General features: G+C 64.2%; 7 protein-coding genes. 4 read left to right on the top strand and 3 right to left on the bottom strand.

From position 1 onward, the window contains the following. Positions 1–104: 104 nt before the first annotated feature. Together MJ643_RS09495 and MJ643_RS09490 are read left to right on the top strand one after the other, a co-directional pair. Positions 105–980: a DMT family transporter gene (locus MJ643_RS09495; RefSeq protein ID WP_013973731.1), complete on the top strand. Its 876-nt coding sequence runs from the start codon at positions 105–107 to the stop codon at positions 978–980. Between the two features lie 13 nt (positions 981–993). Next, positions 994–1,452, top strand: a complete 459-nt coding sequence (locus MJ643_RS09490) for a DUF4265 domain-containing protein (RefSeq protein ID WP_024087563.1) — start codon at positions 994–996, stop codon at positions 1,450–1,452. A 3-nt stretch (positions 1,453–1,455) separates the two neighbouring features. On the opposite strand, the gene MJ643_RS09485 is transcribed toward MJ643_RS09490, so the two are convergent. Together MJ643_RS09485 and MJ643_RS09480 are read right to left on the bottom strand one after the other, a co-directional pair. Beyond that, the gene (locus tag MJ643_RS09485; protein WP_024087564.1) at positions 1,456–2,337 is read right to left on the bottom strand and encodes a DMT family transporter; all 882 of its coding nucleotides are present in this window, start codon (positions 2,335–2,337) and stop codon (positions 1,456–1,458) included. 116 nt (positions 2,338–2,453) lie between these two features. Then, positions 2,454–2,618 carry a hypothetical protein gene (locus MJ643_RS09480; protein WP_170304001.1) on the bottom strand — a complete coding sequence of 55 codons (165 nt, stop codon included), beginning with the start codon at positions 2,616–2,618 and terminating at the stop codon, positions 2,454–2,456. A 309-nt stretch (positions 2,619–2,927) separates the two neighbouring features. On the opposite strand from MJ643_RS09480, the gene MJ643_RS09475 reads away from it, so the two are divergent. Both MJ643_RS09475 and MJ643_RS09470 read left to right on the top strand, forming a co-directional pair. Next, positions 2,928–3,788 (top strand): formylglycine-generating enzyme family protein, encoded by an 861-nt coding sequence (locus MJ643_RS09475; protein WP_013973734.1) that lies wholly within the window; start codon positions 2,928–2,930, stop codon positions 3,786–3,788. 125 nt (positions 3,789–3,913) lie between these two features. Continuing rightward, complete coding sequence (locus MJ643_RS09470; RefSeq protein WP_013973735.1) at positions 3,914–6,373, top strand: TonB-dependent receptor; 2,460 nt, start codon at positions 3,914–3,916, stop codon at positions 6,371–6,373. 209 nt (positions 6,374–6,582) lie between these two features. On the opposite strand, the gene MJ643_RS09465 is transcribed toward MJ643_RS09470, so the two are convergent. Further along, a complete protein-coding gene (locus MJ643_RS09465) occupies positions 6,583–15,159 on the bottom strand; it encodes a non-ribosomal peptide synthetase (protein WP_247726787.1) in 8,577 nt (2,858 codons plus the stop codon).

The raw sequence follows: 15,159 nt of genomic DNA, 5'->3' as shown, positions 1-15,159 counted from the left end.
TTACCCGCGAAGAGGCCGGCACAGGTTTACACCGCAAGAAAGCACAAGAATCCCCAGCCCCCCTGGCGTACACTCGCGCCCCTGCCCTGCCTCCGGAGACCGTTGTGAGCCCCATCGCCCTAGCCCGCCTGCTGACCCTTGCCGCCGTCTGGGGGGCGAGCTTCCTGTTCATGCGCATCATCGCCCCCGAACTGGGCACGGTGCCGACGGCGTTCTTCCGAGTGTCCATCGCCTGCCTGGGCCTGGTTGCACTGCTCGCTGCCGCCCGCGTGCGCTGGGACTTCCAGGGCAAGCTCGGGGCCTGCCTGGTGCTGGGCATGATCAATTCCGGTATCCCCGCCACGTTCTACTCCGTGGCCGCCCAGGTGCTGCCCGCCGGCTACTCGGCAATCTTCAACGCCACCACACCGCTGATGGGTGTGCTGGTCGGCGTGCTGTTCTTCCGCGAACCGATGACCCTGGCCAAGCTCTGCGGCATCTTCCTCGGCCTGTTCGGCGTCGGCATCCTCAGCGGTGCCGGCCCGGTGGCCCTGGACCTGGCCTTGCTGCAAGGCGCCCTCGCCTGCCTGGCGGCCACCAGCTGCTATGGCTTTGCCGGCTTCCTCGCCCGCCGCTGGGTCAGCGGCCTGGACAGCCGCCTGTCGGCACTGGGCAGCATGCTCGGCGCCACCCTGATGCTTAGCCCGCTGTTCGCCTGGAGCGCGCTGAGCCAGCCACCCGCCAGCTGGGGCGGCTGGCAGGTGTGGCTGTCGCTGCTCGGCCTGGGCCTGCTGTGCACAGCGTTCGCCTACATCCTGTACTTCCGCCTGCTGGAGGAGATCGGCCCGGTCAAGGCCAGTACCGTGACCTTCCTGATCCCGGTATTCGGCGTATTGTGGGGGGCATGGCTGCTGGACGAGCCGCTGTCGATGGCGCACCTGTACGGTGGTCTGCTGATTGGCGTGGCATTGTGGCTGGTGCTGCGTCCGGCCCGCAGCTGAAGCGGGGTACATGATGAACGACGCGTACAAGAAGGTCCTGTTCCGCCTGGAGCAGGACGAAAACGGCTACCCGCCCGCCTCGGTCGAGGGCCTGTGGGCCAAGGCCGTGGAAGGCGGCTATGCCGTCGACAACATTCCCTTCCATGTCTACGGCATCGCCCCGGGCGACGTGATCGGCACCCGTGAGGAAGCCGGCGAAACCTGGTTCGCCGAACTACGCCGCAGCAGCGGCAGCTCGGTGTTCCGGGTGATCGTCAAGCCCCCGGAACCCCTGGACCAGGTATGCGCGGCCTTGCACGACTTCGGCTGCAACTGCGAAACCGAGCAGGCGGTGAAGATGCTGGCGGTCGAGGTCCCGCCGCAGCGCTCGCTCGACACCTTGCTCTACTACCTGCTCACCCAGCGCGAAGCCGGCCTGCTGGACTTCGAGGAAGGCGTACTGCGCCACGCCATCCCCGAAGAATTCCGCTAGGGCCTACGCCTCGGCCAGGCGCGCGACGGGCTTGCGGAACACGAACAGCAAGCCCACCACGATCAGCCCCATGCCCAGCAGGCTGAGCGGCGCCAGGCGGTTGCCGAAGATCAGCAGGTCCATCACTGCGGTCACTGCCGGCACCAGGTAGAACAGGCTGGTGACATTGACCAGGTTACCCTTGGCAATCAGCCGGTAAAGCAGCAGGGTCGCCAGCAGCGAGACCACCAGCCCCATCCACAGCAGCGCGCCGACGAAACCGCCAGTCCACTCCACATGCAGCGGCTGCAGCGGCGCGAACAGCGCGCACATGGCAAAGCCGGCCAGGTACTGCAGCGGCAGCGTGCCCATGGGGTTGTCGGTGATGCGCTTCTGCAGGATCGAGCCGAAGGTCATGCTGCCCAGCGCCAGCAAGGCGAACAACATCCCCGCCAGCGATACCCCGCCCAGGTTGATGCCTTGGTAGACCACCATGATCAACCCGCCAAGCCCCAACCCGAGGCCGAACAAGCGGCTCCAGGAGCGCTGGCGCTCCATCAGCACCACGGTCAGGATCGGTTGTACCCCCATCACCGTGGCCATGATGCCGGGGGTGACATGGGTATCGAGCGCCAGCAGGTAGAAGATCTGGTAAGCGCCGAGCAGCACACAGCCAGTGCCCAGGGCCCGCAGGATGGCCCCGCGACTGCGCGGCCAGCGCAGCCCCAGCAAGGGGCCGATCAACAGCAGCCCGGCCAGGGCCAGCGCCGAGCGCAACAGCAGGAAGGCAAACGGGCTGGCATGCGCCAGGCCGAGCTTGGAGACGATCGCCCCGCTGCTCCACAGCAGGACGAACAGGCTGGTAGTGGCCGCCGAGGCCACGGATGCTTTGCTAAAGACAGACATGTATTGCCACCTGATTCAAGGCGAATAAGCCAGACGGACGGCGTGCGCTTCAGCGTGGGAAGTCGCCGACCGTGTTCAGTAGGTTGCGTGTGCGAAGGGATGCGGCCAGAAGCCGATCAGCCCAGCACGACCACGCAAGGAGGCGGAGCTACGCCGCCTACGACGCCACTGACAGGTGGTGGTGGATAGTGACTGATCATCGCCGGCTGCTGGCAGCCACGCACGACCATGCCCGCGACTGGCGCGATGGCAAAGCTTGTGGTGGATGGGCTGGCTGGCATGAACAGGTCTTCGGGAAGAATGCAGTGGGCTGGACTATAGCCCGGTGCCCCATGCCTTGCAACCAGTGCCTACGGTACTCGCGGGAACAGCTTTTGTGGGAGCGGCCTTGTGTCGCGAAAGGGCCGCAGAGCGGCCCCAGCAATATCTGCGGCGAAGCTGAGAGTGTGGGGCCGCTGCGCGCCCCTTTCGCGACACAAGGCCGCTCCCACAAGAAGACCGCGCTACCTTGGATGTTGGTTAATTTCTCACCACCCCGATTCGTCTGAATGCGAAACGCAGCCCGCATTCACCCGTTTCGAGGACCACCGATGAACGTATCCGCCTGGCTCTACCGGCCAGCCCAGATCACCTGCCTGCTGCTGGTCAGCGCCTACGCCCATGCAGCCAAGCCCGGCGACGTGTTCAAGGATTGCAAGAACTGCCCCGAAATGGTCGTGCTGCCCGCCGGCAGCTACGTGATGGGGGCCCCTGACGACGAAGTCGGCCGCCAGCCCGACGAGGGCCCGCTGCACACCGTGACCTTCGCCAAGCCCTTCGCGATGAGCCGCTATCAGGTCACCGCCGACGAACTGGACGCCTATATCAAGGCCACCGGCACCGTCATCAAGAGCGGCGACGACCGCCCCGGCCGCTGGTGCGAAGCCAGCAAGCCCAGCTACAAGCAAGGTCCCCGCCAGCCGGCGGTGTGTATCGACTACGACGAAGTGCAGGCCTACACCCGATGGCTGGCTGAAACCACCGGCAAGCCGTACCGCATGGTCAGCGAAGCCGAACGCGAATATGCCGCCCGTGCTGGCTCCAGCGGCCCGTTCCCCTTCCCCTTCGACGAACCTGGCAAGTACGAGATCAGCAAGCACGCCAACACCTATGGCCCCAAGGACGGGCATACCTTCACCGCCCCGGTGGGCAGCTACCCGCCCAATGCCTTCGGCATGTACGACATGCACGGCAACGTCTACGAATGGGTCGCCGACTGCTACCACGACAGCTACGAAGGCGCCCCCACCGACGGCAGTGCCTGGATCCAGGACCCCAAGTGCATCCGCGCGCACATGCGCGGCAACGACTGGGGCGAGCCGCCGATCTTCTCCCGCTCGGCCAACCGCAACGACCGCCTCAAGACCACCCGCGGTGACTTCCTCGGCTTTCGCGTAGCACGCGAACTGTGAAGTTGTGACGCGGTTAACGCAGCATCGGCCAAAAAAATCGCCAATAAGAATCGTTCCGGTTTTTCGCAGGTGCTGCGTCCTATAGCTGACAAAGAAAAATCCCTCTGCCAACGAGACCGCAATAGATGTCCAAGTCCCTCCCCGGCTCGCTCAACCCGCTTGCCAAAGCACTACTGATCCGTCATTCCCTTCGTCCCCAGCGCGCGTTCACACGCATCGGCCTGGGCCTGGCGATATCCGCTGCGATGGTTGCCCAGGTGCAGGCGCAGGAGTGGACACTGGATATTCCCGCGCAGTCGATGAACTCGGCGTTGCAGGCACTGGCCAGGCAGACCGATACCCAGTTGCTGTACAGCCCGGAAGATATCGGTGGCCTGCGCTCCTCCGCACTCAAAGGGCGCCACGATCTCGCTTCGTCCCTGCGCATCCTGCTGGGCGGCAGCGGGCTGCGTTATCAAATCGACGGCAACACCGTGACGGTAACAGCGGGTTCAGCCGCAAAGGACGGCCAGGTCGAGCTTTCGGCGACCAACGTCAATAGCGTGGGCCTGGGGGCCACTACCGAAGGCACGGGTTCCTACACCACCGGCGTGACCAGCACGGCCACCCGCATGAACCTGTCGATACGCGAAACACCGCAAAGCATCAGCGTCATCACCCGCCAGCAAATGGACGACCAGCACCTGGCGACCATTACTGACGTACTGAAGCAGAACCCGGGCATCACCATGTCCCAGGACGGTGGCGAGCGCTTTCACATCTATTCGCGCGGCTCGGAAATCAGTACCTACCAGCTCGATGGCGTGAACACCACGCAAGACTACCTGACGCGCAACATGCCCAACACCCTGATGGACATGGCCATGTTCGACCGCATCGAGATCGTCCGCGGTGCCACTGGCCTGATGACCGGTGCGGGCGAGCCCAACGGTGTGGTCAACATGGTACGCAAGCGCCCCACGCGAGAATTCCAGTCGTATGTGCAGGCCGGTGTGGGCTCGTGGGACTACTATCGCACCGAGGCCGACGTGTCCGGCCCACTGATCGAAAGCGGCAAGCTGCGCGGCCGCCTGGTGGCCGCCAAGCAGAGCAACCAGAGCTACATGGACTGGTACAGCCAGGACCGTGACCTGGTCTACGGCGTGCTCGAAGCAGACCTGACCGATACCACCACCGTGCGCTTCGGCATGGACTACCAGACCTACGACGCCAATGGCGCGCCAGGTGTGCCGCTGTTCTTCAGCAATGGCCAGCCCACCAACTTCTCCCGCTCGACCAGTTCCGGGCCGCGCTGGATGTATGAAGACTACACCACCAAGAACTACTCCTTCGGCCTGGATCAGGAGCTTGGCAATGGTTGGCAGTTGAAAATGGCCGGCAACTACATGGATGTCGATCGCGACTCGCTGTCGGCGTTCTATCGCACCGGTGCCGGGGTCTCTACCCTCGATCAAGCCACCGGCAACGCCAAGTCCGACCTGCTGCAAGTCGATGCCCACCAGGTTCAGCGGGGCATGAACATCACGCTGCAGGGGCCTTTCGAGCTGTTTGGCCAGACCCACGAACTGGTTACCGGCTTCGACTACATGGATTACGAGAACAACCACTTCACCGGCAGAGCTGGGGAAGCCACATTCAACTTCTACACCTGGGGCAACCGCATACCGCAACCTGGCAACTATTCGCCACTGCTGGACTACGACCTGACCATCCGCCAGACCGGTTACTTCATTGCCACCCGGCTCAACTTCACCGACGACCTGCACATGATTCTCGGTGCCCGTACAACCAACTACCGTTCGGACTCGAACCAGGTGGTATTGACCACTGGCACTGGCAACCCCACGCAACTTAAGGAGCACGGAGAGGTAACACCGTACGCCGGCCTGATCTATGACCTGACCGATGAGCAATCGGTGTACGCCAGCTACACCGATATCTTCAAGCCCCAGACCAGCCGCGACCGTACCGGCAAGGTGCTGGACCCTGTGATCGGGCAGAACTATGAAATGGGCTGGAAAGGTGAGTTCTACGATGGTCGCCTGAACGCCAACGCGGCGATCTACCTCATCAAGCGCGACAACCTTGCAGAGGAAGACACCGGTTTCAGCGTACCGGGCGTGCCTAACTCCACCGCTTACCGCGCGGTCAGCGGCGCCGAAACCAAGGGCATTGATCTTGAACTGTCCGGCGAAGTGGCTCGCGGGCTTGAGGTTCATACCGGTTACAGCCACTCCCGCACGGAAGATGCCAATGGCGCTCGGCTGACGTCTCAACTGCCGCTGGATACATTCCGCCTGTGGACTACCTACCGCCTGCCCGGCGAATGGGAGCACCTGACTGTTGGTGGTGGGGTCAACTGGAACTCCCAGCAATCCCTGGCCACCCGCTACAACACGCGCATCACCCAGGAAGACTACGCCGTGGCCAGCCTGATGGCCCGCTACAAGATCAGCGAGCACCTGGCCGCCACGCTGAACGTGGACAACCTGTTCGACAAGAAGTACTACGCAGGCCTGGCCGGCAACTATGGCCACTATGGCGCGCCGAGGAACGCGACGCTGAACCTGCGCTACGATTTCTGAGCAGCAGAACGAAAAAAGGCGACCCTGGAGGTCGCCTTTTTCATGCCTGCATGGTGTTCGCTTCGGTAGGCGGTCCGTTGTAGGAGCTGCCTTGTGTCGCGAAAGGGCTGCAAGGCAGCCCCGGCAATTCCTGCATCACTGCTGAGCCCCTGGGGCCGCGTTGCGGCCCTTTCGCGACACAAGGCCGCTCCTGCAAAGAGTGAGCAGGTTTACTGGCTGATCGTATCTGCCAGCAACAGCCTGGCAATCACCCCCTCAAGGACATCCACCTGCTCAAGGATGTCATAGTGCCCGGCGTCAACAGCAATGTCCTGGCAGCTACCCGAGATGCCACCCACGTGCGCGCCCCCCCCCGCCCACCAGCAACTTGCCGCTGCCTCGGTAGACGGTAGCTGGCGCAATTGACGCGAAAGCGCCTTGAGTTTCATGGCCACGACAAAGGTCTGCGCCAGATCAGCGTTGCCGATTTCGGCATAGGCCGACTGTGCAACCTGTGCGGCCCGTGCCGTTTCGATCACGCGCTCCAGGGCATCCTGAGTACTGCCGACCGGCACGACCGGCAGCACCAGTGCATCGGCCGAAACCCCGAGAATCACCGCCAGGAAGCCACGCAGGTCGGCGCTCCAGTCACTTTCCTGCACGGCTTGCCTGGCCGAGGGCACGAAGCTGTCCACCAAGGCCAGCACCGCAACCCGCTGCCCCTGGCTTTCCAACTCCTTGGCCACCAACACCGCCAGGGTGCCGCCCAGCGACCAACCTGCCAGCTGATAAGGGCCTTCGGGTTGCTTCTGGCGAATGTACTGTGCGTAATCGATAGCCATCGTTTCCAGCGAATCATCCACCCAGGCGTGATCCAGCAGCATCCGGCATTGCAGGCCATAAACCGTGCAACGGCCTTCCAGCCGGCGCGCCAATGGCTCGTAATCGAACACCGTGCCAAACCCGGCATGCAGGCAGAACAGCGGTGTACTCGCGCTCACTCGGCTGTTCAGCAACAACAGCGGGTCCAGGCTGGCATCGTCGGAGGCATAACCCGACAACTCGGCGATGGTCGGCCGGGCAATCACATCACGCAGTTTCAGTTCGATCGGCAAATCCTCACGGGCACGGACCTTGGACAGCATCTTCAGCACGCGCAGCGAGTCACCACCCAGTTCGAAGAAGTTGTCATCAACACCGACCTGCTCGACTTGCAGCACTTCCTGCCAGATCGCTGCCAGCGCCTGCTCGATTGCATTACGCGGGGCAACCCATGCCCGGCCTGCAAACTCGGGTGCCGGCAGGCCATTGCGGTCGATCTTGCCATTGGGTGTGAGCGGCAGCGCCGGCATCAGTACAAGCTGTGCCGGCACCATGTGATCCGGCAGGTCGGCGCGCAGGGCATCACGTAATTGCTCGGCGCGGGTATCGGCATTGTCCGTTACCACGTAGCCGATCAGTTGCTTGCCCGTGCTGATGTCACGCGCCACCACCACGGCATCGCGCACGCCAGCCAGGTTGCGCAGGCGTGCCTCGATTTCTCCCGGCTCGATGCGGAACCCTCGAATCTTCAGCTGGTTGTCCAGGCGCCCGAGGAAGTCGATGACGCCATCGGCGCGGCGACGCACCCGGTCACCGGTGCGGTACAGGCGGCCACCCGGGGCAAACGGGTCGGCCACGAAGCGCTCGGCCGTGAGTGCGGCCCGCTGGTGATAGCCACGCGCCACGCCCTCTCCGCCGATGTAAAGCTCACCGGCCACACCATCGGGCAGCGGGTTGAGGTGCGGGTCCAGTACGTGCAGCGTGCGCTCGCCCACGCGGTCGCCAATCGGCGCGTACACAGCCTCACAGGTTCGTTGCACCGGCACTTTCCACAGCAAAGGCGTAACCACGGTTTCCGTCGGCCCATAGCCGTTGGTCAACCAGCGCGGACGCAGCGTGCGCTTGACGTGCTCGAACAGGGCGTCCGGTACCGCATCGCCGCCAAAGCAGTACACCCGCACTGCTGGCGCGGGCTGCTGCTGGCTATCGGCGAATTCGGCCAACTGTTGCAGGTAGGCCGGCGGGAAGCAGGCGATGTCGATACGCTGGGCATGCAAGGTCTGCCAGGTTTCTTCTGCCGTCCATAGCCGGTTGTCACGCACCACCAGGCAACCACCCGAGGACAACGTCGACAGCCAGCGCTCCTGGGCCCCGTCGAAGGCGAACGACATGAACAGCAGCTCGCGGGTCTGCAGGTCCATCTCGTACAGCCCGGCGATGGCCTGGCAGTGCATGCGAATCTGGCCGTGGCTCACCGCCACACCTTTGGGCTTGCCGGTAGAACCAGACGTGTAGATCAGATAAGCCAGGTTATCCGCGCACGCGCGCTGTTCAGGTGCAGTAGCAGGCAGATGGTCCAGAGCTTGCTGGTCGAGCTCGATGCACCGCGCTACCTGGGTAAAGCGCTGGCGCAAGCCACTGCTGGTGACCAGCAGGTGCATTGCCGAGTCCTCGACGATCCACTGCAGGCGCTCTTGTGGGTAATCGATATCCAGTGGCACATAAGCTGCGCCGGTCTTCATCACCGCCAGGAAGGCCACGATCACCTCCACCGACCGCTCCAGGGCAATACCCACGCAGCTTTCCGGGCGCACGCCCTGCGCGATCAGGTGGTGGGCAAGGCGGTTGGCGCGCGCATCCAGCTGGGCATAGGTCAACTGTTGGCCGCCGCAGACTACCGCCATGGCCTCGCCACGCTCACGGGCATGCCCGGCGATAAGCTCGGCGAGCAGCGGCTGCTCGCGCCCAGGTGCCGCAAGCTGGTTGCGCAGGTCGGCGTGCCTTGCCTGCGCCGGCGTCAGCATGCCCAGGCTGCCCAGCGTGGCCTGGGGATTGTCCAGCATGGCGCTCAGCAGGCTTTCGAAACTGCCGCGCAGGCACTCGACAGCGGCTTCGGTAAAGCGGTTGCGCAGGTACAGGAACTCTACCGAAAAGGTTTCGCCCAATTGCACGGCCAGGTCCATGGCATAGTTGGTGACATCGCGGTTACGTACTTCGCCAAAGCGCAACGTTCCGCCGCCGCCCTCGCGCAGGCGGTCGTCAACCGGGTAGTTCTCGAACACCACAATGCTGTCGAACAGCGCTTGCCCTGGCCGCCCGGCCCAGCGTTGCACATCGGCCAGCGCTGCATGCTCGTGGTCGCGCAGTTCCAGGTTGTAGTGCTGCAGCTGGTGCAGCCAGTCGCTGACAATGTGCTGGGGTTGCGGCGCCTGCACCACCGGTAGCGTGTTGATGAACAGCCCCAGCATCTCGCCTGCACCGGCCAGGCTGCTGGGGCGCCCGGCCACTGTGGCGCCGAAGCACACGCTGGCCTGGCCGGTGTAGCGTTGCAGCAGCAACAGCCAGGTGGCCTGGACCAGGGTATTGGCCGTAACCCTCAGGCGCCGGGCCTGGTCACGCAGGTGTTGCGTGCGCTGCGCATCCCAATGCAGGTACAGCGCATGGTGCCCGACAAGCTTGCCGTCCGCCTGCGGTGCAACACTGTCGGCCAACAGCGTCGGCCCCTCCAGGGCACGCAGCTTCTCGCTCCAGAACTGCTCCAGCTTGCCCATCGGCTGCTCGGCGAGCCAACGGATGTAGTCACCGAAGCGCCCCCCCGCATGGCTGGCGGGCCGGCCGTGATAAACCTGCAACACCTCGCCCAGCAACCGTGAATTGCTCCAGCCATCCATGAGGATGTGGTGGCGCGACCAGATCAGGTGCAGGCGTTGCTCATCCACTCGAACCAGTGTCAGGCGCATCAGGGAGGCACACGCCAGGTCGAAGCCTTCGGCGGCCTCTTCGGCGGCCAGCGCCTGCAAGGCGTCGCTGGTCACCTCACGCCCACGCCAGTCGAGCACGCGCAGCGGCAGGCTGGCCTGACGCTGAACCACCTGCAAGGGCTCCGCCCACCGGGCCGATGACAGGAAGACCGTGCGCAGGATGTCGTGGCTGGCGATCACCTGGTTCCAGGCCGCGACGAAGCGGTCTACGTCCAGGCCGTGCACATCGACCGCAGTCTGGTTGATGTACAGCGCGGCGTCGCTCTCCTGCAGGGTATGGAACAGCATGCCCTGTTGCATCGGCGACAGCGGGTAGATATCGGCAATCTGAGCAGCAGGTACCGGCAGGTCGTCCAGTTGCGCCTGGTTCAGACGGGCCAAGGGGAAGTCCGATGGCGTGAGGCCTTGGGTGTCATCCTGGCAGCAATGGTTGATCAAGGCCTTGAGTTCTTCTGCATAGGCATCGGCCAGTTGCTGGATGGTCGAGGTATCGAAGACTTCACGGCTGAACGTCCAGCCCAGTGTCAGCTCGCCGCCGTACACCTGGCCATTGAGCGCCAGCAGGCTGCTCAATGGCGCATCCTCATCCTGGTTCAGCCCGGCATTCTCGCTGGCCGGTCTGAACAGGCTCGCCTGCTGGTCGAAGCTGCCATCGAACTGCCCCAGGTAGTTGAAGATGATCGCCCCCTGGGCCAGCGCCGCCAACGTCTGCCGAGCTTCACCAGCCCCCAGGTAACGCAGCACACCATAGCCAAGACCCTTGTGGGGCACCGCGCGCAGTTGCTCCTTGATGGTCTTGATCGAACTGGCCAGCTCGGGCTGAGGGCTGAGGTTGACCGGGTACATGCTGGTGAACCAACCCACCGTGCGGCTCAGGTCGATACCGTCGAACAGTTCCTCGCGGCCATGGCCTTCCAGGCGCACCAGTACCTGCGGCTGCGCGGTCCAACGGCTGACCACACGGGCCAATGCCGTCAACAACAGGTCGTTGATCTGCGTGCGATAGGCTGCCGGTGCCTGCTGCAACAGCTTGCGGGTCCAGAGCGGGTCCAGGCGAGTGCTGACCGACGTTGCATGCTTCTGCAGGTTTTCACCCTGGGGATGATCGCAAGGCAAAGCATCGCTGGCGCCTTGCAGTTGATCACGCCAGTAGTGCAGTTCATGTTGCAGTGCCTGGCTGCTGGCATAGGCCTGCAGCTGTTCGGCCCAGACCTTGAACGCGCTGGTCTTGGCCGGCAACTTCAACGGCTGGCCGAGGGCAAGCGCCTGGTAGGCCTGTTGCAGGTCTTCCAGCAGGATCCGCCATGACACGCCATCGACCACCAGATGGTGAATGACCAGCAGCAGCCGCTGGCTGCCGTCTGCCAGCGTTGCCAGCACGGCGCGCAACAATGGCCCCTGAGCCAGGTTCAGGCTGCGCTGGGCCTGATCGGCCAAGCGTTCCAGCGCCTCGGCATCAACGCATTCGCGTACCCACAGCAGCTCGGTCGATACCGGCGCGCCGATCGTGGCCTGCCAGCGCCCGGCACTCTGCCAGGCATTGAGCCGCAGCAGGTCGTGATGGGCATGCAGGTTGCCCAGCGCCATGCTCAACAGCTGCGCATCCAGGGCCTCACCGGGCTCGAGCAACACCGACTGGTTCCAGTGGTCACGTGCTACAAGCGCTTGCTCGAAGAACCAGTGCTGCACCGGAACAAGTGGCAGAGGCCCGGTGACCACGCCCTGCTCCAGCGCTTGTGCTTCGCTGCGCCGGGCAACCGAGGCCAGCCCCTGCACGGTCTGATGCTGCAGCAACTCCTTGGGCGTGAACTGGATATCCACCTGGCGCGCACGGCTGACCACCTGCAACGAGATGATCGAATCGCCGCCCAGTTCGAAGAAGTTATCGGTCAGGCCGACCTTCTCCAGCTTCAGCACATCCGCCCAGATCGCCGCGATCTGCTGCTCCAGATCACTCTGCGGCGCGATGTACTCGCCCTGCGACTGGCTGGCATCAGGCTGCGGCAGGGCCTTGCGGTCCAGCTTGCCGTTCGGCGTCACCGGCAGCTTGCCGAGCAGCAGCAGGTGCGCCGGCACCATGTAGTCCGGCAAACCGGCCTTGAGCGCCTCGCGCAGGCTGTCGCGCAACGCGCCTTCGTCCTGCGTGCTGTCGGCAGGCACCACATAGCCCACCAGCTGCTTGCCGCTTGGCCCTTCCTGGGCCAGCACCACGGCTTCCTGCACACTCGGCAGCTCCAATAGTCGCGCCTCGATCTCGCCCAGTTCGATGCGCAGGCCGCGGATCTTCACCTGGTGGTCGATGCGCCCGGCGTAGTCGATCACGCCATCGGCGCGGTAGCGCGCCAGGTCGCCGGTGCGGTACAGGCGCCCGCCGTTGTCGCTGAACGGGTCCGGCACGAAGCGTTCGGCGGTCAGCGCCGGGCGTTGGTGATAACCACGGGCCAGGCCTACCCCGCCGAGGTACAGCTCGCCGGCACTGTCGCGCACCGCCGGTTGCAGGCTGCCTTCGAGGATATGGGTCTTGAGGTTGTCGATCGGCTGGCCGATCGGCACGCTGATGCTTTCGTCCGGCTGGCAGGTCCAGTGGGTCACGTCGATCGCCGCTTCGGTCGGGCCGTACAGGTTGTACAGGCCTGCCGCCGGCAGGCGTTGCAGGGTCTGGCGGGCCAACTCGGCCGGCAACGCTTCACCGCTGCACACCACGCGCTTGAGGCTGACGCAGCTTTCGACCGCTTCGTGGGTCATGAACGCCTGCAGCATCGACGGCACGAAGTGCAGCGTGCTGATGCCGTGGTGGTTGATGGTTTCGACCAGCAGCTGCGGGTCGCGGTGCGCGCCGGGCTGGGCCATGACCAGGCGCGCGCCGGTCATCAGCGGCCAGAAGAATTCCCACACCGACACGTCGAAGCTGAACGGGGTTTTCTGCAGCACGCTGTCGCTGGCGTCCAGGCCGTAGGCCTTCTGCATCCACCACAGGCGGTTGACCAGCGCCTGATGGCTGTTGCCAGCACCTTTCGGGCGGCCGGTGGAGCCGGAGGTGTAGATCACGTAGGCGAGGTTCAACGGGGCCACGTCGACATTCGGGTTGGCATCGCTGTAGCCGTCGAAGTTCTCAGTGTCCAGGTCCAGGCTGCGCAGGCCGGCCGGGATCGGCAGGGTCTCGCGCAAGTGCGACTGGGTCAGCAGCAAAGCGATGCCGCTGTCCTCGAACATGTAGCTCAGGCGGTCCTGGGGATACTCAGGATCCAGGGGCACATAGGCGCCACCGGCCTTCACGATGCCCAGCAGGCCGATGACCATCTCCAGGCTGCGCTCCATGGCGATGCCCACCAGCACGTCCGGGCCCACGCCCTGCTCGCGCAGCTTGTGCGCCAGCTGGTTGCTACGGCGGTTGAGCTCGGCATAGCTCAGGGTCTGCTCGCCAAAGGCCAGCGCCGGGGCATCCGGGGTGGCGAGTACCTGGGCTTCGACCAGCTGGTGGATGCTGGCTTCGCCTGGGTAATCGGTTTGCGTGGCATTCCAGCCATGCACGATCTGCTGCCGCTCCCCGTCATCCAGCAATGGCAGCTCAGCCACTCGCTGGCCTGGGTTGCCGACGATGCCCTGTAGCAGGTTCAGCCAGTGCCGCGCCATCTGCTGTATGGTCGAGGCATCGAACAGGTCGGTTGCAAAGGTCAGCGTGGCGCTGATGCCCAGCTCATGTTCGAAGCTGTCCAGCGTGAGGTCGAACTGCGCCGCGTGCACGTTCCATTGCAGGCTCTCCACCTCCAGGCCGGGCAAGCTGCGGCGCTCGCCCTTGCCCCGGGTCTGGTGGTTGTACATCACCTGGAACAACGGGCTGTGGCTCAGGCTGCGTTCAGGCTGCAAGGCATCGACCAGCTGTTCGAATGGCAGGTCCTGATGCACCTGCGCGCCCAAGGCTCGTTGCCGCACTTGCGCCAACAGCTCGGTGAAGGTCAGCTGCGTATCGAACTCGGCACGCATCACCTGGGTATTGACGAAAAAGCCGATCAGCCGCTCGGTCTCTACGCGGTTACGGTTGGCGATGGGCACGCCCACGCGCACATCGGCCTGCCCGGAGTAGCGGTGCAACAATACCTGGAAACTCGCCAGCAGCAGCATGAAGGGTGTCGCCCCCTGGTGCTGCGCCAGCTGTTTGAGTGACTGGCTCAACGCTTCGCCCAGGTCAACGTCGATCCGCTCACCGCGGTAGCTTTGCAGCGCCGGGCGTGGCCTGTCGGTGGTCAGTTCCAGCACCGGGTGGTCGTCGCCCAGCTGCGCCATCCAGTACGCCAGCTGACGCTCACGCTCGCCGGCGTCCATCCAGGCACGCTGCCAGATCGCATAATCGGCGTACTGGATCGGCAGTTCGGCCAGCGCCACCTCCCGACCTTGGCTATAGCCCTCATAAAGCTGCACCAACTCATCGATGAGCAAGGGCATCGACCAGCCATCGGCGACGATATGGTGCAAGGTGAGCACCAGCACGTGCTCGTCCTGCGTCAGTTCCAGCAGTTTTACCCGCAGCAGCGGCCCATGGACCAGATCGAACGGCTGCTGGACCTCAAGCGCGACCTGCGCCTGCAAAACCTGCTCCTCCACGGCCCCCAAGGCCTGGCGGGCCAGCTGGAAAGGCTGGTTCGGGTGGATGACCTGCATCAGCTGGCCATCTTCCTCGGCAATGGTCGTGCGCAGGGCTTCATGACGCTGGATCAGCGTCGCGAAGCTGCGCTGCAGGGCTGCCAGGTCGAGCTGCCCCCTGAACCTGAGCGCGGTCGGAATGTTGTAGGCCGAGCCGGTGGGCTCCAGCTGCCAGAGAAACCACTGGCGTTGCTGGGCATAGGACAGCACAGGGCGTTCGACATCGTGCCTGGCCACCGGGATGGGCAGTTGCGCGAGCGTGACGCCCTTGGACGCCAGTTTTTCGAGAAACAGCTTCTGCTGCGCCAGGGGCAGACGGATAAAGCGATAAACCAGGTCTGCGTTTCTGTTGTCCGTGTGCAT

Source organism: Pseudomonas sp. PNPG3, from assembly GCF_023093815.1.
Classification (GTDB): Bacteria; Pseudomonadota; Gammaproteobacteria; order Pseudomonadales; family Pseudomonadaceae; genus Aquipseudomonas; species Aquipseudomonas asiatica.
The sequence above is the reverse complement of the archived record's forward strand: the minus strand, read 5'-3'. Positions and strand labels throughout refer to the sequence as shown.

Excerpts from the sequence above, each read along its gene's own strand:
- MJ643_RS09480 (WP_170304001.1), bottom strand. The coding sequence starts at position 2,618 with ATGCCAGCCAGCCCATCCACCACAAGCTTTGCCATCGCGCCAGTCGCG.
- MJ643_RS09470 (WP_013973735.1), top strand. The coding sequence starts at position 3,914 with ATGTCCAAGTCCCTCCCCGGCTCGCTCAACCCGCTTGCCAAAGCACTA.
- MJ643_RS09465 (WP_247726787.1), bottom strand. The coding sequence starts at position 15,159 with ATGCACACGGACAACAGAAACGCAGACCTGGTTTATCGCTTTATCCGT.
- MJ643_RS09490 (WP_024087563.1), top strand. The coding sequence starts at position 994 with ATGAACGACGCGTACAAGAAGGTCCTGTTCCGCCTGGAGCAGGACGAA.
- MJ643_RS09475 (WP_013973734.1), top strand. The coding sequence starts at position 2,928 with ATGAACGTATCCGCCTGGCTCTACCGGCCAGCCCAGATCACCTGCCTG.
- MJ643_RS09485 (WP_024087564.1), bottom strand. The coding sequence starts at position 2,337 with ATGTCTGTCTTTAGCAAAGCATCCGTGGCCTCGGCGGCCACTACCAGC.